This is a genomic window from Enterococcus sp. ZQ21 (assembly GCF_030053755.1).
Lineage (GTDB): Bacteria > Bacillota > Bacilli > Lactobacillales > Enterococcaceae > Enterococcus_B > Enterococcus_B lactis.
The window spans coordinates 489,369-513,976 of sequence record NZ_CP125658.1; the positions used below are offsets into that span (position 1 = coordinate 489,369).

The following is a 24,608-nucleotide window of genomic DNA, read 5'->3' on the forward strand; positions in this document are numbered from 1 at the left end:
GAGAAACAAACGGCAAAATAGTTCCTCATATTTTGCCGTTTTTTGAGCGAATATCGAGGGGCAGTTGATTGAACACCCTTTGTTCGGAATAAGGAACTGTGACACGACTCGTGTCACAGTCCTTTTTTTAGTGAAAGGATACATTTCTTCCTTGTATATTCCATGCGTGTTTGAGAGAAAGCATATATAATTTAATTAACAGATAGTTAGGGGGAGAAAGAATGGTTTTTTCAATCACAATGAAACTGGTATTCGGATTGATCGGCTTGTTATTAGTGGTGCGTTTGCTTGGGAAGAAATCCATGTCGGAAGTCACACCATTTGATTTAGTCTATACGCTTGTTTTAGGGGGGATCTTAGAAGAATCAACCTATGATGACAATGTCCATGTAGGTCATGTCCTATTTGCCATTGCGCTTTGGGCAGTAATGATTTATGGCATCGAACGTATCGTCCAAAAAAATGAAAAAGTCAATCGCTGGGTTAAAGGCGAGCCCTCTGTTTTAATCAAAGACGGCGTCATCAACATGACAGAGTTGGCAAATAACCATATCGAGATGGAGCAGTTGCGAGCAATCTTAAGACAGCAGGAATGCTTTTCTCTTGAAAATGCCAAACATGTTATCCTAGAGAATGCCGGTCAAATGAGTGTATTGAAAAAATCAGATGATGACAAAGCTTTGTCGATCTTGCTAGTGGATGAAGGACAAATCCAGCATAAAGTACTTCAATCCAATCAACTAGATGAATCGTGGCTTCTGGAGAATTTGAAGAAAGAAGGCTATGCAGACGTAAAACAGCTGATTTATGTCGAATGGTCAGAAGAAAAAGGGTTCTACGTACTAAACAAAGAAGATGTGATGCATGAGTCTTACCGGATAGATGGATAGACAGAGGTTGTGAAATCAGCGCTTTGACTTGATACTCAAAACTAAGCGACTTTTTCGCAACCTCCACTAAACGGTGTTCAATCAGCTAATAATAAGATCAAAACGCTGATTGAACAGCCTCTCATGTCACAAACCATTTTTTTGTTTCTTTTAACTCAATATGCCGTACATCTTCCCAAACTATCGGCTGATGGTCGATCATAAAATAATCTTCATAGGCTTCACCAATGAAATGACCTTCAACCTCATCTAAGAGTCTTCCAAATTCATCTGTTAAATTGAGCTGGATGATTACTGCTTTACGAGATAAAAAAGCTTCTGTCAGTATACTATCGATTTCTTGTAATGTCATTTGTTGTTTAGGGAGAGGTTGTTTGCGTGCTTCTTCTTCATTTTTTTTGATACCGTTGACTAGTTCTTCCATCGCAAAAGCGGTCCCCCATTTTAATCCAAATGGACGATCTCGATACTCGTTATAGTCAATGAATTTTTTTGCTGTCCGTCTCATCTTTTCCACCTTCTAATCCACTCATACCACCTGCATGCCCACCAACGAGAGAGCTACGTGCGATGGCGCGTCCTCCTTGCAAGAGACTATGCGCATGGATGATTGATTTAAAGCCGTATTTTTTTCTGATCGTATCGACTACAAAATCAACTTTCGCTTCATTTATCTGCTTCTCAGGATCTTCAAAAAGGTTAAGCTGTAAACCTGTCGCGTATACGAGGTTGGAACAGTTCACACCTATACGCCGAATATCCTGACAGCGGTAATGCTGGTGGAAAATGGTCAATAAAGCCTCTGCTAGATCTCTGCTAGCATTTGTCGCTTCGATTTTTATTTGCTGGTGAAAACCGGTCTTACCATTTGGATCAAGATAACCTAAGGAGTATCCTACCCATAAGCTGACTACTTGTGCTTTTGCTGCAGATCGTCTCAAGCGGGTGCCGACTTGATCGGCCATTTCTTTGATAACAATCTCGATTTCTTCTTGCCTCGTATAATCTCTATCTAGAATTTGACTATTTCCGATACTTTTTGATTTCGGTATATATTCTTGCCCTAAAAAACTTCGATCGATTCCCCAAGCATGGGCATAAAGCTGAGTACCGATGATCCCTAACGTGCTTTTCAAGTGATAATAATCCGCGTGAGCTAAATCATAAACCGAATGTATACCCATTTGTTTCAGTCGTTTTGCTGTTCGTTTGCCGATTCCCCAAAAGTCAGTGATATCTGAGATTGTCCATAACTTTTCTGGGACATCTTCATAACGCCATTCAGCAATCATTTGTTTTCCGTCTTTTGAGCCATTATCTAAGGCTAGTTTAGCAAGTAGTGGGTTATCGCCTATTCCTATAGTCGTGTAGATTCCGGTCTGTTCAAATACATCTTTATGGATCAGTTTAGCCATGTCGTACGCATTCGTTTTACCAAAGAGTGCCATGCTATTTGTTACATCAAGGAAGCTTTCATCAACGGAATAGACATGATGGTTCGCTTCATCTGCATATTTTTTATAGATAGTATTGATTTCTCTGTTTTTTTCCATATAATAGGCCATCCTTGGAGCAACAATATATAAATCACTTGGATAGGGGAAGGGTAAATCTCTGGCACGACTGATATTGGTGATGCCGTACGCTTTTTTTGCTGCAGGACTGGAAGCCAAGATTAATCCGCTACCCCGTGTTTCTGTCGAATCAGACGGATAGGACATTACTACTAATTTAGTTGTAAGGGGATCAAGATCCTTTTCCACGCACTCTACGGAGGCGTAAAAAGATTTGCAGTCAATACATAAAATATCTCGTGAAGGTTCTTTTTCATAAACAAATACTGGATTTTGATTCGCCCACATAACAATCACCTCTTCTACATAATTAGAACATATGTTCCCTTTTTGTGTCAATAAAAAACAGCAATTTTCAAATGTGAGCCTTTTGCTCATGTTTGAAAATTGCTGAGAGGTTTTTTGTATCTGTTTATTTAGCTGTGTTCATTGATTTTTCTATCAAACATGAACGGCTTCTGGATCAATCTTTGTTGTCCCATTTCCAATGTGTGCAACATAAAATTCTGGAGCATAGCCGACAACTTTCATATATTCATCATAGACATTGTTTTTGAAGGCAGGTATATTTTCTTCTTTGACAAGAGCAATCGCACAGCCACCAAATCCAGCTCCTGTCATTCGTGCACCTAAGACACCTGCTTGTTTTTGAGCAGCGTCCACTAGTGTATCTAACTCGATCCCAGTCACTTCATAATCATAGCGAAGAGAGTGGTGAGAATCATTTAGCAGTTGTCCAAATGCTTCCAAGTTTCCAGCTTCTAATTCAGCTTTTGCTTTCAAAGTACGTTGATTTTCATAAACAGCATGACGAGCTCTGCGTATCAATGTATCATCACCGATTTGGTCAATAGTTGATTCAAATTCTTCTTCATCTAAGTCTCCTAAAGAAGAGATAGGTAAAGTTTTTTGCAAACGTGCCAAGGCTTCTTCGCATTCGCTGCGACGTTCATTGTATTTTGAATCTGCCAATTCCCGACGTTTATTCGTATTCATGATGACGATTGCATAACCATCTAGTTTCACTGGGACCATTTCATATTTCAGCGTATTTGTATCTAACAAAATCGCATGATCTAGCTCACCGAAGCCGATGGCAAACTGATCCATGATACCTGAATTGACACCGATGAATTCATTTTCTACTTTTTTACCCGTTTGGACTAGTTCCAAACGATCCGTTTTTAAATCAAACAGATCTTCTAATACAACACCTACCAATAATTCTAATGAAGCACTACTGGAAAGTCCTGCACCGTTAGGAATTGTTCCTTCCACCAACAACTCAAATCCATGATCAATTGGGTGTCCAGCTTCTTTTAATTTAAGGACCATTCCTTTTACGTAGTTTGCCCAATTTGCTTTTTTATCATATTCTAGCTCATCTAAAGTAAAACTGATGACGCCGATATCATCAAAGTTTGTGGAATAAACTAATATTTTATTATCGTCTCTAGGTGCGGCGACACCTTGCGTTCCATAAGTGATGGAAGCAGGGAAGACATGACCGCCATTGTAATCAGTGTGCTCACCAATCAAATTGATGCGACCTGGCGAGAAGTATTGTGTCGTTTTTTTAGGGCCGAATGTTTCGGCAAATTTTGTGTTTAAGCTTCTTTTGATTTCCATGATGAGTTATTCCTCTCTTGTTTTGATTTTGAATTCTGTCACTGTTTCAAATGTTGTTCCGGCTTTTAAATGAATCGAACCAAATGCTGAGAAGCGCTCTGCCCCTGGAGCTGTTTGAGTCTCAAATGTGATGCCGCCGTGATGTGCCAGTTTTCGACCACGCATTTCTGGTGTTTCTGGACCGAAATTTGCAGTGAAAATAACCATACTAGAAGCATCTGTAGCGATATCTACTTGGATTTTTTTATCCGGACTAGTCAAGCGAGCAGCTTCTTTATCCAAGCCAGATTCTTTTAAGAAAAATGGATGATCGATTCCGTCAACGAGTTCTTTTTGATCCAAATCACTAGCAAAAACGGACGCTAGTTTTTTAGGCGTTTGAAAATCGAAAGCATTTCCTGCAGTATTTTCTTTTACTCCTATAGGAATACTGTCTGCTCGTAAAGGAGCGTAAGCTTCACTATTGAGCCAAAGCTCATGTTGATCGATCGTTTGAGAAGCATCTCCCGTCAAGTTGAAGTAGACATGATTTGTCGGATTGAATAAAGTATCTTGATCACTGATGCCGCGAGTGGTCACCCGCCAGATATTATCTTGTGTCAAAGTATAACGGACTTCCACATCCAATGTACCTGGAAAACCATGTTCTCCGTCGGGACTTGTAGTAGTAAAAATGACAGAAGCTTCATTTTCGCCATTCAAAATGACATAAGACCATTTTTTTAATTCAAATCCAGGAGAACCACCATGCAGATTATGCCCAGTTTTTGGATCTATAGCTAATTGGTAAGTTTTTTCATTGAGAGAAAAGCGGCCATTTTCGATCCTCCCTGCGGTGCGACCGATAGATGCGCCGATATACGGGTCTTTTTCGATATATTCTTCAGCGGTGTCAAATCCCAAAACTAATTCTTGATCATTTGTTTTTAAACGAACGATCCTAGCACCTAAATCAGAGACAGAAAGTACTAGCTTGTTTTTATTCTCAAAGGTTATCAAATGATAACCTTGGCCGAAATCTTTTTCTGTAATCTTCATTTTCAAGATCCTTTCTTAATGTGAAGGAACTACTGCATCGTGAAGTTCATCTTCCATTGTATCAGCTGGAGCCAATTTGTTTTCTAATTCCTCAACGATTTGTGCATGTTTTTTCTCTGTCAATGTAATCTTCCAAGCAAAAATAATAGCGGAGAAAATCATCAAAGCAGCAGGAGCATAGAATGCATAAGCTTTGAAAGTCGTTACGCCATGAGCAGTGATATCAGCAGCAGTAGCATTACCAGTCATCCCAGAAGCGATAGCGACAAACCCTACGATCCCGTTAGACAAAGCACCAGCAATTTTATCTAGTAAAGGACGAATAGAGAGAGTAACAGCTTCATTACGGATACCATTTTTCCATTGACCATATTCAACAGAGTCTGTGATTGTCATCAAAGCGGATAAGAAAATCAATTGTTGAGGGAAGTAGAACAATACTAACCCGATGATAACGATTGGCAAACTTGAACCTGCGATCGTAAAGAAAAAGTAGGAAGAAATCATCATTGCAATCCCGCCAAGGTAAACATAGCGACGAGAGATGACGCGTGTAAGCATTGGGAATAATGGGACAGCTATTAAACCAAGTAAGGCAGCAACTAGACCAACGATCCAAAATTCAGTTGGTTGGCCAAGTACATATTTGAAGAAGTAGAACAATACGGCAGTCGTTGTTACATTAGCAATCGCATAAGCGATATAAGCAAGGGCAAGCCACATCAATTGATCGTTTTGAGCAACTGCTTTGAACACATCTTTGATTCCGGCTTTTTCATTTTGTTGACGGATCGCAGTATCGACTTCTTTTGTTCCCAAGGCAGTGATAATCGCAGTGCCGCCTGAAATAACAGCGGCAATCACACCGAACCAGAACCAACCTGAAGCGCCTTCAATATGTTTATGAGTAACAAGATAGGTAAAGAAAGTAACGATAGGGACAACGACTAGTGTAGTACCATTTGCACCTAGAGAAGAGCCGAAACGAGCAAACGTAGCAAATTTTTCACGTTCCTTTGTTTCCGTGCTCAAAGCAGGAATCATTGACCAAAAAGCGATATCCTTGAATGAATAAAAACTATCCAACAAGATGAAAACGATTGCAAATAATATGATAAATAAAGTCGTATTATGAGTAGCTAAGCCAAAGAAATTGGTAAAGATTGCTACCAAGAGTACAGAACTAACAATACCACCGATAACTAACCATGGTTTGAATTTGCCATATTTTGTACGGGTATTATCAATAACGCCACCAATTAAAGGATCAAAAATAATTTCAACTAAGCGAATACCTACAACTAAGCTTGTAACTGTAGCAATCATTTTTGCATTCGTTGCCTTATCTGTTCCTGCAAACATCTGGCTTGTCACGAATACCATAAAATAAGTGCTTAATGTAACATAGAATGTGTCGTGTCCAAAAGCGCCTAAAGCGTAGGACATACGTTGGATCATTTTGCTTTTCATAATCTGTATTCCTCTCCTGTTCAATATATAATACTAAGTAAACCGGTTACAACGAATAACAAAGATCTTTTAATGACTTAAACTTAACAAGAAATCGCTTCCTTTTTAATATATTTCTGTGACTTTTATTTAACTTTTTGTTGCATTATACTAAAGAAGTAAGGAGGGGAAGAAATGGAGCAATCGATTTTTTTAAAAAAGGAACATCAACAAGTAGAAAAAGAATTGTATTTTGATTTTTGCGGCTTCTCTAAAACGATGCCGTTTCATTCTTTTGGTCCTGCTATTCGCAATGATTACATCTTACACATCGTGATGGAAGGTAAAGGATCTTATCATGTGAAAAACCAACAGTTTCAATTGAAAAAAGGAGATCTATTCTTGATTCGTCCAGGAGACTCGACATTTTACTTATCAGATGGGGAAGATCCATGGATGTATTGCTGGCTTTCTTTCGGTGGACATGCGGCAGAAGAAATCATCCGGCAGTCGCTTTTCAGAGAAGACCAGTACACGATGGTCTCTTCCGATATACAAAAATATATCGACATTATTTTAGAATGCATGAAAGATACGGAAGAAACCTTGGAAAATGAATTACAGTTAACAGCACTAACCTACCGTTTTTTATCAGTCCTTTTAAAAGACGGCGGAAAGATCAGCGGTGGCATACAAAAAGTTCATTCCTCTTTAGCTGTTGAGACAGTCAAATACATCGAGGCACATTACGCGGAAAATTTATCTGTTGAGGAAATCGCCCAGCATTTAGCTGTCAACCGGAGTCACTTGTCACGAGTATTCAAAAATCATATGGGTACCAGTATCAAGGAATATTTGATTGGGGTACGGATTAATCGAGGGGCGTTTCTTCTTTCCCTGACGGATGAATCCGTGGAAAGCATTGCCTATCAAGTAGGGTTCAATAGTCTAGTCGTATTTAGCCGAATGTTCAAAAAAAGTACCGGAGAAACGGCTACGAACTATCGTAAACGGATGAAAAACGAAAATTTCAAGAATATTGCTTTGGATACTTTGAAAAAACAGTTGGAAAAACAAACTGCAGTCTCTTGGACGACCTAATTTGCTTGGACAAAAGGACAAGCATCGGCAAAAGAAACTTGTGGCGGTTATGCTACACTGTAAAACGAAGACTAAAAAAGGAGGAGAAGGGATGCGTACACTTATCATCATCAGCCATCCAACGATGGAGGAATCTCTGAATCAGCAATTTTTCAAAGAAGCTTCTTCCGGTTTATCCGTTACTTGGCATCATTTAGAATCAAGTTATCCAGATGGAAAGATAGATGTAAAGGCTGAGCTACAGCTTCTGGCACAGCATGATCGAATCATTTTCCAGTTTCCATTTTACTGGTATAGTTCCCCTGCTCATTTAAAAATTTGGCAAGATAATGTTTTGGAACAAGCAGCACATGTATTAGAAGGAAAAGAATTAGGAATCGTATTGACAACAGGTGTGGCGGAAAAGGAATACCAAGCTGGAGGGAAAGAAGAATATACGATCTCCGAATTTTTGAGACCATATCAGCGAATCGCAAACAAATTCCATATGACCTATCTTCCGCCATTCGTTTTAGCACAATTTATGTATTTATCCCAAGAAAAACGTTGGGAGAAGCTAATTGCTTATCAGCAGTATCTCTCATTGGAAGGGAAGCCATCGCTTACTCAACGGATTGACTGGTTTATTCAAAGAGTACAGGGAAATCAGAAAATGCAGGAAGAAGATTCGGAAAAACAAACATATATCATAGAAGCACTGACTGACGCAAAAGAGCAAATCGAAGACTTGACCTTTACACTGCAAGAAATGAAAGGAACTTCATTATGACAAATGAATGGTTGATCCAACAATTAGATGAATTAAGTGAAAAATCAGAATATCAAGACCGTGCACTCTTATATGAGATAAAGAAACTGATGGCTGAGATAGATGAACGAACAACACAGTTGCAAGGAGAAATCGACGGACGATCTTGGAATCATCTCAACTGGTGAAATTTTCTTATAAATAACAAGGATAAAAATGTGCACAATGACAATTATTTGCTACAATAAGAATATGAAGCGTTTGATAACGCTGTTATACATAAAAATTGGTGGTGAAAAAAATGTATGATGAAAATGAGTGGGGAGAAAATGTTCGGATGACCCGAAGAAGACAGCAAAAACAGGCAGCACGTAAGCGGATGATCATGATTGGGGCAGCAATTGCCGTTTTTTTGATCATAGTAGGAGGAATAGCGGGGCTGTATTTTCACGGGAAAAATTCGTCAGATGCAAAAAGCACGACCGTAACGGAAACAACGACAAAGAAAACAGATGCGAAACAAACAAGTGAGGCATCGACTGAAACAAAAGAAACACAAACTTCTGAAGAAAAAACAGCAGATGATTTGTCAGAGCAACTCCAAGCAATCGTCAATGATTATTCGAAAAAGATGGAAGAAAAGACGCCTGTGTTGATTGAAGAATACCAAACAGAAATCCAGGGAAATCAGGAGGGCATAGCTGGTTTATCCGCAGTTGCTAACCAAAAAGCACGTGAGCTCCAAGCTATCTCCGACGAAGGGATCGGAAAGTTACGTGCAGCGTATCAGTCAGCAGATAATAAAGACGGTGTAGCCTTAGATACCTTGATCAATCAGCTATCGGCTAACTATACGAATCATGTCGCTAAGATTTCCGACATATATTTGCAGACGAGCGCTTCTCTTCAAGCAGAGTCAACAAGCACACAAGAAACAGCATCTTCTGAGTCTGAGACGATAGAATCAACAGAAGCTTCTGGAATGCAAGCTCGAACAACGCAAGACACAACAGAAAACACTGAAACGACTACTAGCAGTACGACGTCACAGGCTGCGACAACTGTTGTTTTGGAAGGAGAAGGCCCAAATCAAATAGCCGAACGAACTGGCGTACCAGTAGAAACGATTTTGTCACTGAATGGGATGAGTATGGATGACTATTTCCTGACTCCCGGTGAGACACTAAAATTGAATTGATAAAAGCAATAAAAAGAACGAAGACTCCCTTGATGGAAGCTTCGTTCTTTTTATTTGGCGGTTCTTTTTTCACGTATAAAGTAATGGATCGTCATGTAAAGCAAGAAAACGAGACCAATGATCAAAGAAATTCTAGTTTCAGGATTGATAAACATGAAAATCAACACGATAGCTAAAAAAGCAAGTGTCGCATAATTCGTGTAAGGAGACAGCGGCATTTTAAAAGGATGATCATGCATTTTATCTGCGTGAGTCTTTTTGAAGCGAATCTCACTGATCAAAATCACCACCCAAGGAACCATACCAGGTAAAATACTTGAACTGTATACGAAGACAAAGATATTTTCGGACTGGTTGATGAACATTGGCAGAAGATAGTTTAAGATCAAACCAATCAAGATTCCGCCTGAGATGGCTACGACAGGGTAAAAAGGCGCACCATGACGAGATAATTTCAGAAACTTTTTAGACATCTTTCCATTCATCGCAAGTGTATAGACCATACGGCTTGCACTAAAAATGCCTGAATTGCAACCTGATAATGCCGCTGTAATCACGACAAAATTGATCAACCCTGCAGCAAATGTAATGCCGATTTTAGAAAAAGTTTGGACAAAAGGCGAGCCAATCTCACTCAATTGATTCCACGGATAAATACTCACGATGATAAAAATGGCACCAATATAAAAAATCAAGATTCGACCGATAGTGGATTGAACAGCTTCAATGATCGTCTTTTTAGGATTCTCTGCTTCGCCAGCAGTCATTCCGATCAGTTCGATCCCTTGATAGGAAGCAACGACGATCGATAATGCAAAGAAAAAGCCTTTGACACCGCCAGTGAAGAATCCACCGTTTTTCCAAAGATTTGAGATCCCTACCGCCTGGCCATGATTACCAAATCCAAATAAAATCACCCCAAGACCTGCAATGATCATCAAAATGATTGTTATGACTTTGATGATCGAAAACCAAAATTCTAATTCGCCAAACGCTTTGACAGAAATAAGATTTGCCAGCATAAGAAATAAGACGACAATGATGCCGGGAATAATTGCTGGCAGATTGGGCCACCAATAATTCATATAAGATCCTACAGCGATTACTTCACTTATCCCTACGACAATATATTGAAAAATATTACTCCAAGCGGTCAAGTAGCCAGCCACAGGATGGATGTACTCGCTCGCGTAGTTTGCAAAAGAACCAGTCGAAGGATCGACGTAAAGCATTTCGCCTAAAGCACGCATAATCAAATACAAAAAGAATCCTGCAATCGCATAAGCTCCCATCACTGAGGGCCCTGTCCAGCGTATGGTTGAGGAGGCACCCATAAACAGACCGACGCCGATCGTTCCACCTAGTGCGATCATTTGGATATGACGGGCACTAAGACTTCGAGTTAACTTTTCTTCTTCCATACAAAAACTCCTTTCGTTGTTGAGTCAACAGGAAAAATAATTAAACGTTTCAATAGATAGTTGTATTATTTTTAGGTTAGCCTTATTGAACTCTTGATGTGATTCTACAGAAAATTTTCATAAAATGCGAGGAAAATTCGAAAAAAACTTTTTCATCTTTCTACTTGTAAATGCTTTCCTTTTTAGTTAAACTATATTTAAATAAAAAGTTAGGGGAACCTAAAAAGGAGTGTAGGATTTGGAACGAACGGCCATTGCAATTCAAGACCTTTCAGCCGCTTATCAAGGGAAAACTGTTTTGAAAACCATCAATTTAACAATAAAGTCACAAAAAATCACTGGTATCATCGGACCAAATGGCGCAGGAAAATCAACATTCATGAAAGCATTGCTAGAGTTGATACCAGCTTCTACTGGTAAAGTCACTTTTTCAGGACAGCCAGTAAAATCAGTCCGTAAAAAAATAGCCTATGTGGAGCAGCGAAGCGAATTGGATCTTTCCTTTCCAATCGATGTGTTAGGCGTTGTACTTTTAGGGACATATCCATCTTTACGAATCGGACAGCGGCCCGGGAAAAAAGAAAAAGAACGAGCAAGACAAGCATTAAAAAAAGTAGGGATGGAAGACTATGCCAAAAGACAGATCAGCGAACTATCGGGTGGTCAGCTTCAGAGAGTTTTTATTGCACGAGCTCTAGCTCAAGATGCAGAGTGGATCTTTTTAGATGAACCATTCGTAGGAATCGATGCATTGAGTGAACGAAAAATCTTTGACATCTTGCAAGAGTTGAAGAATTCAGGAAAAACGATTCTGATCGTCCATCATGATCTTCATAAAGTAGAAGAATATTTCGATGAAGTTGTTCTTTTAAATAAACAGCTGATCGCTTCTGGTCCAGTACAAGAAGTCTTTACATCAAAGAATCTTCAACTGGCCTATGGTGAGATCATCGGACATTTAGTAAAAGGAGGAGAGAAAAAATGATCCAATCTTTTATTGATGGATTGATGAATTATCAATTTCTACAATATGCTTTGGTCACTTCCATGCTTGTAGGACTGGCTTCTGGAGTCATCGGTTCCTTTATTATTTTACGTGGGATGTCTTTGATGGGAGATGCTATCTCTCACGCAGTTCTTCCAGGTGTAGCCATTTCTTATATGTTTGGTTTTAGTTACATTTTTGGAGCCACTGCTTTTGGGATGTTGACAGCAGCGGTGATTGGTTTCGTGACACAGCGGAGCCGATTGAAAAATGATACAGCGATCGGGATTGTCTTTAGTTCGTTTTTTGCATTAGGAATCATCTTGATTTCATATGCTCAAAGTGCGACAGACTTGTATCATATTTTATTTGGGAATGTCTTAGCTGTTAGGGAGAGCGATCTGCTGCTGACAGCACTAGTCAGCGGAATCGTCTTGATATTTGTTTTTTTCTTTTATAAAGAATTGAAGATCACATCATTCGATCCAACAATGGCAAAAGCTTATGGGCTGAATACGTCACTGATCCATTATCTTTTAATGTTCTTTTTGACATTAGTCGCTGTAGTTAGTTTGCAGACGGTAGGAACGATCTTGGTGATTGCCATGTTGATCACACCAGCTGCCACAGCTTACTTGTTGACGAACCATTTATTGAAAATGATTATCACGGCTGCAGGGATCGGTATGTTCAGTGCCGTTGTCGGCGTATTTTTCAGTTATAGTTACAATTGGCCATCAGGAGCCACGATTGTTTTAGCATGTACCGCATTTTTTATCCTTGCTTTTTTATTCTCACCAACAAAAGGAATTTTATTTCAGAAAGGAAGCAGATAGATGAAAACAAAGAAATCACTCTTTTTGATCCTGGCAATTAGTTTATTAGCGTTAGTTGGCTGCGGAAAGCAAACTTCAGATCAAGCAGACGAAGTAAGTAAAGAAAAGCTGTCAGTCGTGGCAACCAATTCGATCTTGGCAGATATGGCAAAAGAGGTCGGAACAGATAAAATAGATATCCACAGTATCGTACCAGTCGGAACAGATCCGCATGAATATGAAGTACTACCAGAAGACATCAAAAAGGCAAGCGACGCAGATGTCATTTTATACAACGGATTGAATCTTGAAACAGGTAACAGCTGGTTCGATAACTTGATGGAAACAGCTAAGAAAGAAGAAGGAAAAGATTATTTTGCAGTTAGCAAAAATGTAGAACCTCTTTATTTAACTAGCGGGGAAGAACATACAAAAGCGGATCCTCATGCTTGGCTAGACCTATCTAACGGAATAAAATATGTGCAGGAAATCGCACGTATATTCTCTGAAAAAGATGCAGAAAATGCGACACATTATAAGCGAAATGCAGAAACATATGTGGAAAAACTAAAAGAATTAGATACACAAGCGAAGGAAAGTTTTGCTTCTATCGAAGAGAACAAAAAATTATTAGTAACAAGTGAAGGAGCATTCAAATATTTTTCAAGGGCTTATGATTTGCCAGCAGCATATATATGGGAAATCAATACAGAAAGCCAAGGCACGCCTGACCAAATGAAAGCAATTATTGATCAGGTAAGAGCAAAAGAAGTGCCAGTTTTATTCGTGGAAACCAGTGTAGATCCAAGAAGTATGGAGCGAGTAGCAAAAGAAACGGGTTTGGAAATTTATGATAAATTGTTCACTGATTCTATAGCCAAAGAAGGAGAACAAGGAGATTCTTACTATCAGATGATGAAATGGAACATCGAAACAATCCATGAAGGTTTATCCCAAACAAAAGAGAGCTGAAAAACGCAAGGTCTGGCTTAAGGAGCGGACCTTGCGTTTTTTTACAAGAAACCGGAAAAAAATTATGATGTTTTTCGGCGTACAGATACCCTTTTTGAGAAAATTCCGTTATAGTTAGAGTAAGGAAGGAAGGTGTGGCTATGAATTTTACACGTAAAGATAAATATACGATTAAAGAAGAAGTATTTCGATTGATTAGCCAGCAAGAAAATACCGACAAGGATCAAGACCTTCAATTTCTTGAAGCAGAATTAGCTAAATTATTCATAGCAAATCAAAACGAGACAACAGAACCAGATGAAGAGCTGTACATAGGCAAATGGTTGTTTGATGAATTTCAGCCTTTAGATGAAAATACCGGTATCGGTTATTTTGTGTTCCTTTCTCCAGTCGGCTTCACACCTGGCGTATTAGTTAAACAAAACGACGAAATAACCGTCAAAGCATGGCCTGCTTTGTTTTCAGTAATCAAAGCAGAAGGAGTAATCAAAAAGATCCAGTCGGCCTATTATAAAAGTCAATTTATTGCCAACAGCAAATTAATGAATATGTTTTATAACCGTCTAGTAGAAATTGCCAGACCCGGGAAGATCCCGCAAACATTCACGTATACGCAGCAAAAAAATCTCTATGAAGAAGTACTGTATTCCCGTGATCTGTCTGAGTTTTCACCTTGGGAAGAGGTAAGACTCCATGAATTGTTAAGTACAAAACCAGTTTCTTTGAATTTTTTCAACGCATTGGATAACAAAAGAAAATTGATTTCGACAAATTATTGGGAAGTATTTGCTGCAAGAAAAAAATGGATGGAAGAAAAGAAGATTGCTGATCAGCAGATCCAGTTTGTCCAACTGAAAAAAGAAAAACTATATTATGGATTATACAGCCGTTAACAGCAAGCGAGGAAGACCATGACATTAAAAGAAGAAATCATACAAGAAAGCAAACGATTAGGAATTGACAAGATCGGGTTTACGACGGCGGAGCCTTTTGATTCATTAAAAGAATCGTTGGAAGAGCAAAAAGCAGCCGGCCACACTTCTGGTTTCGAACACCCAAATATCGATGAGCGTCTTTATCCAGAAATGACATTTGATCAGCCAAAATCAATCATTTCCATTGCTCTTGCGTATCCTACTAGGATCCATGAAGAAGTACCTAGGGATGAAAAACGAGGGCAATTTGCTCGTGCCTCATGGGGGATCGACTATCATGATATACTGAGAGACCGATTAAATCGATTGATCGAATTCATCCAAACAAGAGCAGAAAAATGGCAAAAAGAAGAGGAATGGCGTCTAGCTCCGCAAGTAGACACTGGGGAACTGATCGATGTCGCTGTAGCACAGCGAGCTGGATTAGGATTTATCGGCCGAAACGGATTGTTGATCACCGAAGAGTTCGGTTCATTTGTCTATCTTGGTGAGATCGTCACTAATATCGTATTTGAGCCGGATAAACCAGGAGAGTTTGGTTGCGGTGACTGTATGCGTTGTGTGACTGCTTGTCCGACGAAAGCATTGCTTGGTGATGGCAGAATGAATGCACAGCGATGTTTATCTTATCAAACGCAGACAAAAGGGATGATGCCCGAAGAATATCGGAAAAAAATGCGAAATGTCATTTATGGATGCGATATCTGCCAGTTAGTCTGCCCTTACAATCAAGGAAAAGATTTTCATTTTCATGAAGAGATGGAACCAAAAATAGATGAAGTATATCCAAAATTAAAGCCGATGCTGTCGATGTCGAATAAAGACTTCAAGCAGCAATTTGGGCATTTAGCCGGTTCGTGGCGTGGAAAAAAACCTTTGCAGAGAAACGCATTGATCGCTTTAGCTAATCTAGGAGATCGAACGGCATTGCCTGAGATTTCAGAATGTTTAACGGATGTCCGCCCTGTCATCAGAGGAACAGCAGCTTGGGCTATTGGACGTCTAGGAACAAAAGAGCCAGAAAAATGGCTTGATGTATTAGATGAAACATTAGCTGAAGAATCGGAAGAAGTCGTCATAAATGAACTAGAACATGCACAAAAATTATTGCGGAGAAAGTTAAAATAAAAAAATAGTAAGCATTATTCATTGTTTTTGTCCAGTAATTGTTGTAACAATTACTGGTTTTTTTGTATTTTTTACGTTTTTTTAAGAGGATTTGATAAAAATCAAACATTTTTTTGCTTTTTTTTATGGATTATTGCAGTAAATATTACAGAAAAGATGTTTTTCATTCAAAAATAAAAAAACATAGAAAAACGATTACTTTGCTTATATAACAACGATTTGATGGTTTTACATCAAAAAAGTTTTTGTTCAAATGTTACAAATATTAAATAATTCGTCATTTTGTCATTAAATGTCATGATTCTTTTACCTATGAAATATTTCTAAATGATAAAGTTAATAGCGTCGAAAGAATAAAAAACGGAGAAAAAAGGAGTTTAATATGAATTCATTTAAGAAAATTGTTTTAGGTACAACTTTTGCTGCTGGTGCTACTGCAATGTTTGTAGGAACTACAAATGCTCACGCTGATGAAGTTTACACAGTAAAATCAGGTGATTCATTATCTAAGATTTCACAAAAATTTGCAGGAGACAACTCAATGATCGATGCAATTGCTGAAAAGAATTCAATTGCAGACATCAACCGCATTTATGTTGGTGAACAATTAACAATCCCAACTTCAAATGATTCTTCAGCAACAACAGAAAGCAACACAACAGAAAATACAGCATCTACAACTGAAACAGCAACGCAAGAACATACATACGTTGCACCTGTTGAAACAGTTGAAGTAGCTCCTGCTGCCCCAGCTGCTGCAACGGCGCCAACTTCAAGCTCTGCAAAAGAATGGATCGCACAAAAAGAATCAGGCGGTTCATACACAGCTACTAACGGACGTTACATTGGCCGTTACCAATTAGATGCTTCATACTTAAACGGCGACTATTCAGCTGCCAATCAAGAACGTGTAGCAGAACAATACGTAACATCTCGTTATGGTTCATGGGATGCTGCTAAAACATTCTGGTTAGCAAACGGTTGGTACTAAGCCGATAAAAGAAAAATGATGAAACCGAGAGTCTTGTTTATTCAAGTTCTCGGTTTTTTTTATGAAAAATAAATGATTTGTTTCCCTCTGCACAGCAGTACAAATAAAAACTCGGATAATGTATAATAAAGAAAACGCTTTTTTTGTTTAGGGGAGGAGGAGCGATGAGTACAAAAGAGAGTCTCGAATTAGAGGAAATCACAAGTGAAAATCCACTGTTATCCAGTATTCGATCCATTATTGAAACGGCATTCTACGGTAATAATGTTCAAGAAGTTTTTGACAGGAAGACAGCTTATCAACTAGCAAAAGGGAGTCCAGGAACGATTATCACAGATTTAACGGTCTCACATGCTGAAGAACTAGATTTACCAGCTGACGCTAGGACACTAGTATTCAATGATGGGAGTATTGTAGGAAGAACAGCAAGTGCTCGGCGTATCTTTGAGGACTTGGACAAGGAGCAAAGTAAATACGAGAAGATCTTGAGAGAAGCCGTGTATCAAAGTCGAAAGCGACAATTTTATCATACAAAAGTAATCGTTGGTCTATCTGAAGAATTTTCTGTACAAAGTCATTTGTTGATTCCAGAAGGATTTGAGAACAATCTGTATTCTTATATACTGAATTTTCAGCCAGCGAATGCGAAGACCCTGGCTACTTATCAAAAATCTGCGTCCTTTGATGAGGGAGATCTTTATATCTTTTGTGATCCCGAATGGACGCATGAAGCCTTTCCCAATGGACTCGTTTTATTTGATTCTCTCCATAATACAGCTGCTGTGCTAGGATTACGTTACTTTGGGGAATTAAAAAAAGCGACTTTGACGCTTGCTTGGGCATTGGGGAATCGCAATGGTTTTATTGCCTGCCATGGCGGGATGAAACAATATACCAGTAATGATCAAACTTATACGATGGCTGTATTTGGGTTGTCCGGTTCTGGAAAATCAACGATCACCTTAGCAAAACATTCGGAAGGGCATTCTGTTACGATCCTACATGACGATGCTTTTGTTATTTCTAGAAAAAATGGTTTTGCTACTGCCTTGGAACCTTCTTACTTTGATAAAACACAAGACTATCCGTCTGATGATCCGGCCATTTCTTCTTTCCTTACTTGTCAGAATGTAGGCGTGACATGTACGAGTAAGGGAGAAAAAGTCCTAGTGACAGGAGATAGACGAAACGGAAATGGGCGGACAGTCAAATCACGTTATGCGACACCAGACCGAGTCGATCATCTTAGCGAAAAGATCGATGCTGTTTTTTGGATCATGAAAGATGATTCACTTCCGCCAATTATCAAGATCAATGACCCGGTTTTAGCAGCGTCTTTTGGTGCAACATTAGCAACAAAACGATCAGACGCGGAAAATATCACTACAAAAAGACAGCTAGATGAGCTAGTCATTGAACCATTTGCTAATCCTTTCCGTGTCTATCCTCTTAGGGAAGACTATCAAGCTTTTCGAGAGTTGTTTGTGAAACAGCAAACAGCCTGCTATGTCTTGAATACTGGATATTTCGATGATAAAAAAATCAAACCTGAAACGACATTGTCAATCGTTGAAAGAATCGTGCAACAAACGGCAGAATTCAAGTCGTTTGGTCCGTTTGAAGACATCCACTATTTACCTATACCAGATTTTCCTGTTTCTTTTGAGGATACGTCCTATAAAAATCTGGTGAAACAACGACTTGATAGTCGTTTACGATTCATTGAAGCTCAGATAGGAAAAGATCTCTTGCCAGATGAAGCAAAAGAAAGTTTGGAGAATTTGATTCAGAAATTGAACTAAAATAACAGCTTTTTCAAGAAGTAATCCATGCGCAATATCGCTCGGGATCCTTACTTGAAAAAGCTGTTTTTCTATGATGGATTTTTCGTAATATAGGTGGAGATGTCCTTTTGATAATCTTCCGTAGGCCAATGACCAGTATTTAAGAAGTTAGCTAATAGATAGCCGATATAAGGGCCTGTCGTCAAACCAGAAGAGCCTAGACCGCTAGCAGCCAGTAGACTTGGGTCATCTGGCAATATGCCGAAGAATGGGGAAAAATCTGACGTATAAGCACGGGTGCCTACACGGAACTCGTAGGACCAATTTTTTATCTGATCTGGATCAGCCAAGAACTGTTCTGCACTCTTAGTCAATCCCTCATAAGCTTCGCTAGTAGGGGCCAAATCCCATCCTTGATCGTTCTCATGGGTAGCACCTAAAAGGATCTTTCCATCCATGAAAGGAATGAAATCAGCTTCTCCGTCAAGCATAGCAACAGGCCAGTCTTGACTCATCTTATAAGATGTCTGAAATGCTAAGAGCTGCCCTTTTTGCGGACGTATATCTGCAGAATAGCCTAATTTTTTCAATAGAGGCTTAAGTGCAGGACCAGGTGTCAAGATTACGCGGTCAGCTGTGTATTCTCCAAACGGTCCCTTGACGAGCCAAGAATCGTTCTTCTTATGCAAGGTGACTTTTGCCTGGATCTGCTCGATTTGTTTTTGTACTAAACGCTGACCAAGATGTTCTAAATATGCTTTTCCATCCAGACGACCACCACCACTGATGCGTAGTGAAACTGCTGGCTTCAATAACGGAAGAGCTTGGGACGTCTGTTCAGGTGAAAGCCATTCGATATTTCCAATTTCTGGCGCTTCTTCTTTTCGTTTCTCCGCAAGAATAGCTAATTCAGCTAAATCTTGTTCAGGTCGAAGCAAAAGTGTCCCTGATTGTGCATAAATCGTTTGATCAAGTTGGAAATCTTTTATGAGTTTAGGGAAAAAAGCAGCGCCGTCTTTAGCCAGACGATACCATTGTTTGTTTCTGCGTTTTGACAACCAAGGGGAGATGATCCCAGCGCTTGCTTTCGTTGCCTGTCCTGTCCCTTCATCAAACAAAGCAACATCGAATGTTGATGTATCCAAGTAATTGGCTAGAGTCATACCAATGATCCCGCCACCGATAATGGCAATTTTTTCCATAAAAAAGCCTCCTTTTTACAAACAACCATTTTCACACAAAAAAACGGCAGATGCAACACCTGCCGTATATGGAAACTATGCTTTTTTAGCAAAAAACAGAGAATAGACGAATCGAGCAAAGCTGATAAGAAGTAACAGCAATAAGACGCCCAACGCCGCTTTTGATCCTAATGTAGTAGACACTTCGTAATTATGGGAAGTATGATGCTGAACATAATTGATGATAACCGCTACTAATGAAGTAGCCACAGCACCAGAAAACTGTTGCAAGGTATTGAACATTGCATTCCCGTCTCCTTGCAGTTCTTCATTCAGCGCATTCATTCCAGTCGTCATCATATTGCTGTAAGACAAACCGATACCGACCATATAAAAAACATGACAGGCAATCAATACACCCAATGAAGCGTGTCCGATAAGCAGGAATAATGCTAACCAACCAATCAAAGAAAGGATCAGTCCAGCAAAAATTGGCTTCTTCGGTCCATATTGATCCAGCATTTTACCAGAAAAAGGAGAAAGCAAAGCACCAACCGCTGCACCGGGAAGCATGGCTAATCCAGCGACAAAAGGACTGCTTCCTTGAACGATCTGAAGGAAATTCGGTAAGACAAAAGACACACCAAGTAATAAAAACTGATAAACCAAGAAGCCAATCAAAAACAAACGGAATGTTTTATTTGAAAGAATGGACAGCCGAATCAGCGGATGTTCCACTTTTTTACTTCGATAGTAAAATAGGAACCAGCCGATCCCGCCGATGATCAAAGCAATCCAACTAGAAAGTGTTCCCAACGTACTCAAAAATGTCAGACTTCCACTAAACAAAAGAAAGATTCCTAAAACGCTCCACCAATCCAAATAACCACTTTTTTGTACTGCCATCTCGGGAATAGCAAACCAGCCGATAATCAAAGAAAGGAGCAAAATGGGCACAAGAAACAGGAAAATATGATTCCATGTAAAATGTGAAGTCATAATGCCTCCGTAAGTGGGTCCAATCGCTGGAGCAATGGCCGTTGTCAAAGTACCGACGCCCATCATCGTGCCTCGTCGATTGAGGGGGGCAAATGTCAAGATAATATGGAACATCAACGGAAGAGCGATACCTGTTGCTGCCCCTTGGAGCAATCGACCAAACAATAGAACCATGAAGGTAGGAGAGAAGAAATCGATCATTATACCTGCCAAGAAAAGCAGATTTGAAGCTAAAAAGAGTTTTTTGAGACTAAAATTGCGATTCAAATAAGTAGACAGCGGAACAATGATCGAAATCATCAAAAGATAAATCGTTGTTACCCATTGGACTTGTGCGGTCGTTAAATCAAACTGTCTGATAAGAGTTGGGAAAGTTACATTCATGGCCGTCTCGATCAATACGCCCGCAAAAGACATCATCCCTGTTGCAATTACTGCAGGTACTAAAAGCAGCTGTTTTTGTTTTGTCATTTACATCACCTCTAAAAAATTTCGTAAAAAAAGAGAGTGATTTCTATTATAAAAATAGAAACCGCCTCTCTCTCGACACGCCGAAACGTGTTATCTGTACGATTTATTTACTTAACTTATTCTAGCACAAACTGAAAAATAGTGTCAACACGATTAGCCAAGTCACTCAAAAAGAGGTATGATAATAAATAACTAAATGGAATTTCGCGGAGGAAGAAAAATGGAAAAAATCGAATGGCGTAAAGACAAGAGCTATAGTATGAAAAAAAGCCCGCAAATACTAGAGGTTCCTAAAAAACCATTCTTTAGCATCAGAGGGATCGGCGACCCGAATCAGGAAGACTTTAAACGAAGAGTAGCCTGTCTATATGCAGTCAGCTATGCAATACGCATGTCGCCTAAAAAAAATTGGCTGATTCCTGATTATCAGATGTATACTGTCTATCCATTGGAAGGACAATGGGGACTGCAAGAAAAGTATTTGCATGAACCAGTGATGAAAAAGGAACATTTTTCTTATCAATTGATGATCCGACAGCCTGACTTTGTTACAGAAGCGATAGCACAAGAAGCCATTCAGCGTTCTCTGAGCAAACTTCCGGAAGACTTGAGAGAACAAGTAGCATTCGGAAAGATGGAAGAAGGTCTTTGTGCCCAAATCTTACACATTGGTTCCTATGATGAAGAACCAGAATCCTTTGAGAAATTAGAAGCATTCATTGCAGAAGAAGGCTATCAAAGAACTTCTAAAGAACACAAAGAAATCTATATCAGCGATCCACGAAAATCTGCACCTGAAAAAATGAAGACGATTTTGCGTGTCAAAATAGAAAAAAGATAGCAACCTGAATAAAACCGAAAAATAAAAGTAAAAAATACCAAAATAAGAAGAAATATTACTTGTCTTTTGCTATAATCAATATTGAGAGGTGTCTAATATGAAAAAGAAACAGCGACAAGCATTGATCCGCCAAATGATTACAGAACAACCGATTGGGACACAGGAAGAGCTGCTTACACGGTTGCATGAAGCAGGTGCCGATGTGACTCAAGCTACGATTTCTCGAGACATCAGAGAAATGAAGTTAGTAAAAAGCCAAGATGAAAATAAAATAGTACGCTATACATTATTTAACCAACCATCTGTTTCTTTAAATGAAGAACGTTTGCGTACGGCAATTAGGCGTGAGGTTTTACGTATACAGTCTGTTCAATTCATGGTTATCGTATTGACTGAACGAAATGGCGCTGATGTGGTAACGAATTGGTTAGACGAAGTTGCTTATCCCGAAGTTGTTGGAACGATGGCAGGTGTAGATACATTCATTATTATTTGCCGCTCAGAAGAAGAAGCACAGCGATTTGCGGAAAAATTAGAAAAAATGAGGGAATAGATGAGGAGGACTTTTATATGGAAGATATGAAAGCGCTACAAAATGGATCGGATATTCGAGGGATTGCATTACCAGTTGAAGGTCATGAAGTCAATTTGACGACAGACAGGGTAGAAAAGATCGGCTGGGGACTAGCAAACTGGCTAAAGAAAAAGAAGAAATCAACTAATCCAACTAGAAAATGGACGATTGGGATTGGTCATGACAGCAGGATCAGCGGACCAGCACTAAAAGAGGCGTTGATCCAAAGTCTGAAAGAACAAGGGATACATGTCATTGATTTCGAATTAGCTACTACGCCAGCTATGTTTATGTCCACTCAATTTGAACAATTCTCATGCGACGCTGCGGTCATGCTGACTGCTAGCCATCTTCCCTATTATTACAACGGAATAAAATTTTTCACCTCAGAAGGAGGGGCAGAAAAAGAAGATATTGCTTATATCCTGTCACAGCAGCAAAAAATAAACAGTGAACAAGCAGGAAGTGTGGAAAAAGCAGACCTTTTGACACCTTATGCGCAAGATTTAGTCACAAAAATCAAAAAAGGGATGGGAACACAAGATGACAAACCACTAAAAGGTTGGAAAATCATCGTGGATGCTGGAAATGGTGCTGGAGGATTTTTTGCTGAAAAAGTATTGAATAGCTTAGGCGCTGATACAACAGGATCTCAATTTTTGGAACCAGATGGTCGATTTCCTAATCACATCCCCAACCCTGATAACAAAGAAGCGATGGAAAGTATCAAGCAGGCTGTTTTAGCAAATGAAGCAGATCTTGGAATCATTTTTGACACAGATGTGGATCGTTCAGCTGTGGTCAGTGCTTCTGGAACAGTCATCAATCGAAATAATTTGATCGCAGTATTAAGTACGATCGTATTAAAAGAGCATCCAGGGGCAAGGATCGTAACGAATTCGCCTACTTCTTCTCATCTACAAAAATTCATTGAAGAAAAAGGAGGTACCCAAATTCGTTATATTTCCGGCTATCGAAATGTAATCAATAAAGCATTAGAACTTAATCGTCTTGGGAAAGATACACAGCTAGCTATCGAAACAAGCGGTCACGCTGCATTCAAGGAAAATTATTTTCTGGATGATGGTGCATACGTCATCGCGAAGATCCTGATGCTTTTGCCAGAATTAAAAAGAAAAGGTATCACATTGGATGAACAAATCAAAGAGTTGAAACAGCCTGTAGAAGTACAAGAAATCCGACTAAAATTGTTCAGTGATGAACCACGCGAACAAGGAAACAAGATATTAGAAGAAATGAAGCGACTGTTGGAAGAAGAAAAAGGGATGAACTTCGACCCGGCAAATGAAGAAGGTATTCGGTATAATCTGCAAGAACCTTATGGAAGCGGTTGGTTTTTGATTCGCTTAAGCTTACATGAGCCGTTGTTAGTATTGCAGATAGAAAATGACGAGAGCGGAAAGAACCAGCTAGTGTTAGAAAAACTAGCAAACTTATTCGGACATTTTTCTAATCTTGAATCATTATCAGCAGAATAAACCAATCTTCTTGAAAGGTAGTTGCTTGGACAACAAAAAAAGTGGTAAGGTTAAACCGAGTGCTGGTAGGGTGGCCAGCAAAAGGAGGAAAAAAATGGTAACGAATATGGTTATTTTTTTAACAGTATTGGTCTATGGGGTCAACTTTCTGGTATATATGTATCTCAAAATCAATCATATAAAAGATTATTTAGAAAAGATTGCTATTTATTTTGGAACGAATATGACCCTGTTGTTCACGAGTGGCATCTTTTTGTTTTTTGGAAAAATAGTAGAAGACGGTATTCTGGTATTTGAATAAGCAGAATTTTTGTAGAAAGCGCCTTACTTGTCATACACTATAATTATAGCAAATAGCAAATGGTCAATCGAAAGGAGCAGTACA

At 39.2% G+C, this 24,608-nt stretch carries 24 protein-coding genes; 16 read left to right on the forward strand and 8 right to left on the reverse strand.

Translation table 11 applies throughout. From position 1 onward, the window contains the following. The first annotated feature begins 221 nt into the window (after window positions 1-221). Window positions 222-890 carry a DUF421 domain-containing protein gene (locus tag QK255_RS02330; RefSeq protein WP_002291407.1) on the forward strand — a complete coding sequence of 223 codons (669 nt, stop codon included), beginning with the start codon at window positions 222-224 and terminating at the stop codon, window positions 888-890. A 121-nt stretch (window positions 891-1,011) separates the two neighbouring features. On the opposite strand, the gene QK255_RS02335 is transcribed toward QK255_RS02330, so the two are convergent. The 5 genes from QK255_RS02335 to QK255_RS02355 form a co-directional block, all read right to left on the reverse strand. Then, entirely contained in the window at window positions 1,012-1,398 is a 387-nt protein-coding gene (locus QK255_RS02335; RefSeq protein WP_002291408.1) for a hypothetical protein, read from the reverse strand. Beyond that, window positions 1,370-2,752, reverse strand: a complete 1,383-nt coding sequence (locus QK255_RS02340) for a Y-family DNA polymerase (protein ID WP_002291409.1) — start codon at window positions 2,750-2,752, stop codon at window positions 1,370-1,372. The genes QK255_RS02335 and QK255_RS02340 overlap by 29 nt, the downstream gene beginning before the upstream one ends. A gap of 153 nt (window positions 2,753-2,905) precedes the next feature. Then, entirely contained in the window at window positions 2,906-4,093 is a 1,188-nt protein-coding gene (locus QK255_RS02345; RefSeq protein ID WP_002291411.1) for a galactokinase, read from the reverse strand. Between the two features lie 6 nt (window positions 4,094-4,099). Further along, window positions 4,100-5,131 carry an aldose epimerase family protein gene (locus QK255_RS02350; RefSeq protein ID WP_002291413.1) on the reverse strand — a complete coding sequence of 344 codons (1,032 nt, stop codon included), beginning with the start codon at window positions 5,129-5,131 and terminating at the stop codon, window positions 4,100-4,102. A 15-nt stretch (window positions 5,132-5,146) separates the two neighbouring features. Next, on the reverse strand, window positions 5,147-6,601 hold the full coding sequence (locus tag QK255_RS02355) for a glycoside-pentoside-hexuronide (GPH):cation symporter (RefSeq protein WP_002291415.1): 1,455 nt from the start codon (window positions 6,599-6,601) through the stop codon (window positions 5,147-5,149). Window positions 6,602-6,775: 174 nt separating this feature from the next. Here QK255_RS02355 and QK255_RS02360 point away from each other — a divergent pair, with 174 nt between their 5' ends. The 4 genes from QK255_RS02360 (at window position 6,776) to QK255_RS02375 (ending at window position 9,627) form a co-directional block, all read left to right on the forward strand. Further along, the gene (locus tag QK255_RS02360; RefSeq protein ID WP_002291417.1) at window positions 6,776-7,681 is read left to right on the forward strand and encodes an AraC family transcriptional regulator; all 906 of its coding nucleotides are present in this window, start codon (window positions 6,776-6,778) and stop codon (window positions 7,679-7,681) included. Between the two features lie 91 nt (window positions 7,682-7,772). Then, window positions 7,773-8,450 carry an NAD(P)H-dependent oxidoreductase gene (locus QK255_RS02365; protein ID WP_002291422.1) on the forward strand — a complete coding sequence of 226 codons (678 nt, stop codon included), beginning with the start codon at window positions 7,773-7,775 and terminating at the stop codon, window positions 8,448-8,450. Beyond that, window positions 8,447-8,617 carry a hypothetical protein gene (locus tag QK255_RS02370; RefSeq protein ID WP_002291423.1) on the forward strand — a complete coding sequence of 57 codons (171 nt, stop codon included), beginning with the start codon at window positions 8,447-8,449 and terminating at the stop codon, window positions 8,615-8,617. Before QK255_RS02365 ends, QK255_RS02370 begins: the two co-directional genes overlap by 4 nt. Before the next feature lie 113 nt (window positions 8,618-8,730). After that, window positions 8,731-9,627: a LysM peptidoglycan-binding domain-containing protein gene (locus tag QK255_RS02375; protein ID WP_002329589.1), complete on the forward strand. Its 897-nt coding sequence runs from the start codon at window positions 8,731-8,733 to the stop codon at window positions 9,625-9,627. Between the two features lie 50 nt (window positions 9,628-9,677). On the opposite strand, the gene QK255_RS02380 is transcribed toward QK255_RS02375, so the two are convergent. Further along, window positions 9,678-11,048 (reverse strand): amino acid permease, encoded by a 1,371-nt coding sequence (locus QK255_RS02380; protein WP_002314512.1) that lies wholly within the window; start codon window positions 11,046-11,048, stop codon window positions 9,678-9,680. Between the two features lie 238 nt (window positions 11,049-11,286). Between QK255_RS02380 and QK255_RS02385 the strand changes: the two genes are divergently transcribed. The 7 genes from QK255_RS02385 to QK255_RS02415 all read left to right on the forward strand — a co-directional run bounded on the left by QK255_RS02385 (window position 11,287) and on the right by QK255_RS02415 (window position 18,676). Further along, the gene (locus tag QK255_RS02385; RefSeq protein WP_002329588.1) at window positions 11,287-12,033 is read left to right on the forward strand and encodes a metal ABC transporter ATP-binding protein; all 747 of its coding nucleotides are present in this window, start codon (window positions 11,287-11,289) and stop codon (window positions 12,031-12,033) included. Further along, on the forward strand, window positions 12,030-12,869 hold the full coding sequence (locus QK255_RS02390; protein WP_002308137.1) for a metal ABC transporter permease: 840 nt from the start codon (window positions 12,030-12,032) through the stop codon (window positions 12,867-12,869). Before QK255_RS02385 ends, QK255_RS02390 begins: the two co-directional genes overlap by 4 nt. Further along, on the forward strand, window positions 12,870-13,820 hold the full coding sequence (efaA, locus tag QK255_RS02395) for an Mn/Fe ABC transporter substrate-binding lipoprotein EfaA (protein WP_002329587.1): 951 nt from the start codon (window positions 12,870-12,872) through the stop codon (window positions 13,818-13,820). A 140-nt stretch (window positions 13,821-13,960) separates the two neighbouring features. Then, window positions 13,961-14,713 carry a hypothetical protein gene (locus tag QK255_RS02400; RefSeq protein WP_002286840.1) on the forward strand — a complete coding sequence of 251 codons (753 nt, stop codon included), beginning with the start codon at window positions 13,961-13,963 and terminating at the stop codon, window positions 14,711-14,713. An 18-nt stretch (window positions 14,714-14,731) separates the two neighbouring features. After that, a complete protein-coding gene (queG, locus tag QK255_RS02405) occupies window positions 14,732-15,883 on the forward strand; it encodes a tRNA epoxyqueuosine(34) reductase QueG (protein ID WP_002329586.1) in 1,152 nt (383 codons plus the stop codon). A 382-nt stretch (window positions 15,884-16,265) separates the two neighbouring features. Beyond that, a complete protein-coding gene (apf, locus tag QK255_RS02410; RefSeq protein WP_002314516.1) occupies window positions 16,266-16,874 on the forward strand; it encodes an aggregation-promoting factor in 609 nt (202 codons plus the stop codon). Between the two features lie 164 nt (window positions 16,875-17,038). Next, window positions 17,039-18,676: a phosphoenolpyruvate carboxykinase (ATP) gene (locus tag QK255_RS02415; RefSeq protein WP_002329585.1), complete on the forward strand. Its 1,638-nt coding sequence runs from the start codon at window positions 17,039-17,041 to the stop codon at window positions 18,674-18,676. A 71-nt stretch (window positions 18,677-18,747) separates the two neighbouring features. Here QK255_RS02415 and QK255_RS02420 read toward each other — a convergent pair whose 3' ends face one another. Next, window positions 18,748-19,860: an NAD(P)/FAD-dependent oxidoreductase gene (locus QK255_RS02420; RefSeq protein WP_235043079.1), complete on the reverse strand. Its 1,113-nt coding sequence runs from the start codon at window positions 19,858-19,860 to the stop codon at window positions 18,748-18,750. A gap of 75 nt (window positions 19,861-19,935) precedes the next feature. Continuing rightward, a complete protein-coding gene (locus QK255_RS02425; protein WP_002329584.1) occupies window positions 19,936-21,309 on the reverse strand; it encodes an MFS transporter in 1,374 nt (457 codons plus the stop codon). Window positions 21,310-21,529: 220 nt separating this feature from the next. On the opposite strand from QK255_RS02425, the gene QK255_RS02430 reads away from it, so the two are divergent. The 4 genes from QK255_RS02430 to QK255_RS02445 all read left to right on the forward strand — a co-directional run bounded on the left by QK255_RS02430 (window position 21,530) and on the right by QK255_RS02445 (window position 24,524). Then, window positions 21,530-22,150, forward strand: coding sequence for a GyrI-like domain-containing protein (locus QK255_RS02430; RefSeq protein WP_002329583.1), 621 nt, complete (start codon window positions 21,530-21,532; stop codon window positions 22,148-22,150). A gap of 97 nt (window positions 22,151-22,247) precedes the next feature. After that, window positions 22,248-22,703 (forward strand): arginine repressor, encoded by a 456-nt coding sequence (locus QK255_RS02435; protein WP_002314521.1) that lies wholly within the window; start codon window positions 22,248-22,250, stop codon window positions 22,701-22,703. 17 nt (window positions 22,704-22,720) lie between these two features. Beyond that, window positions 22,721-24,223 (forward strand): phosphohexomutase domain-containing protein, encoded by a 1,503-nt coding sequence (locus tag QK255_RS02440; RefSeq protein ID WP_002341995.1) that lies wholly within the window; start codon window positions 22,721-22,723, stop codon window positions 24,221-24,223. 94 nt (window positions 24,224-24,317) lie between these two features. After that, window positions 24,318-24,524, forward strand: coding sequence for a hypothetical protein (locus QK255_RS02445; RefSeq protein WP_002308156.1), 207 nt, complete (start codon window positions 24,318-24,320; stop codon window positions 24,522-24,524). Window positions 24,525-24,608: the final 84 nt, after the last annotated feature.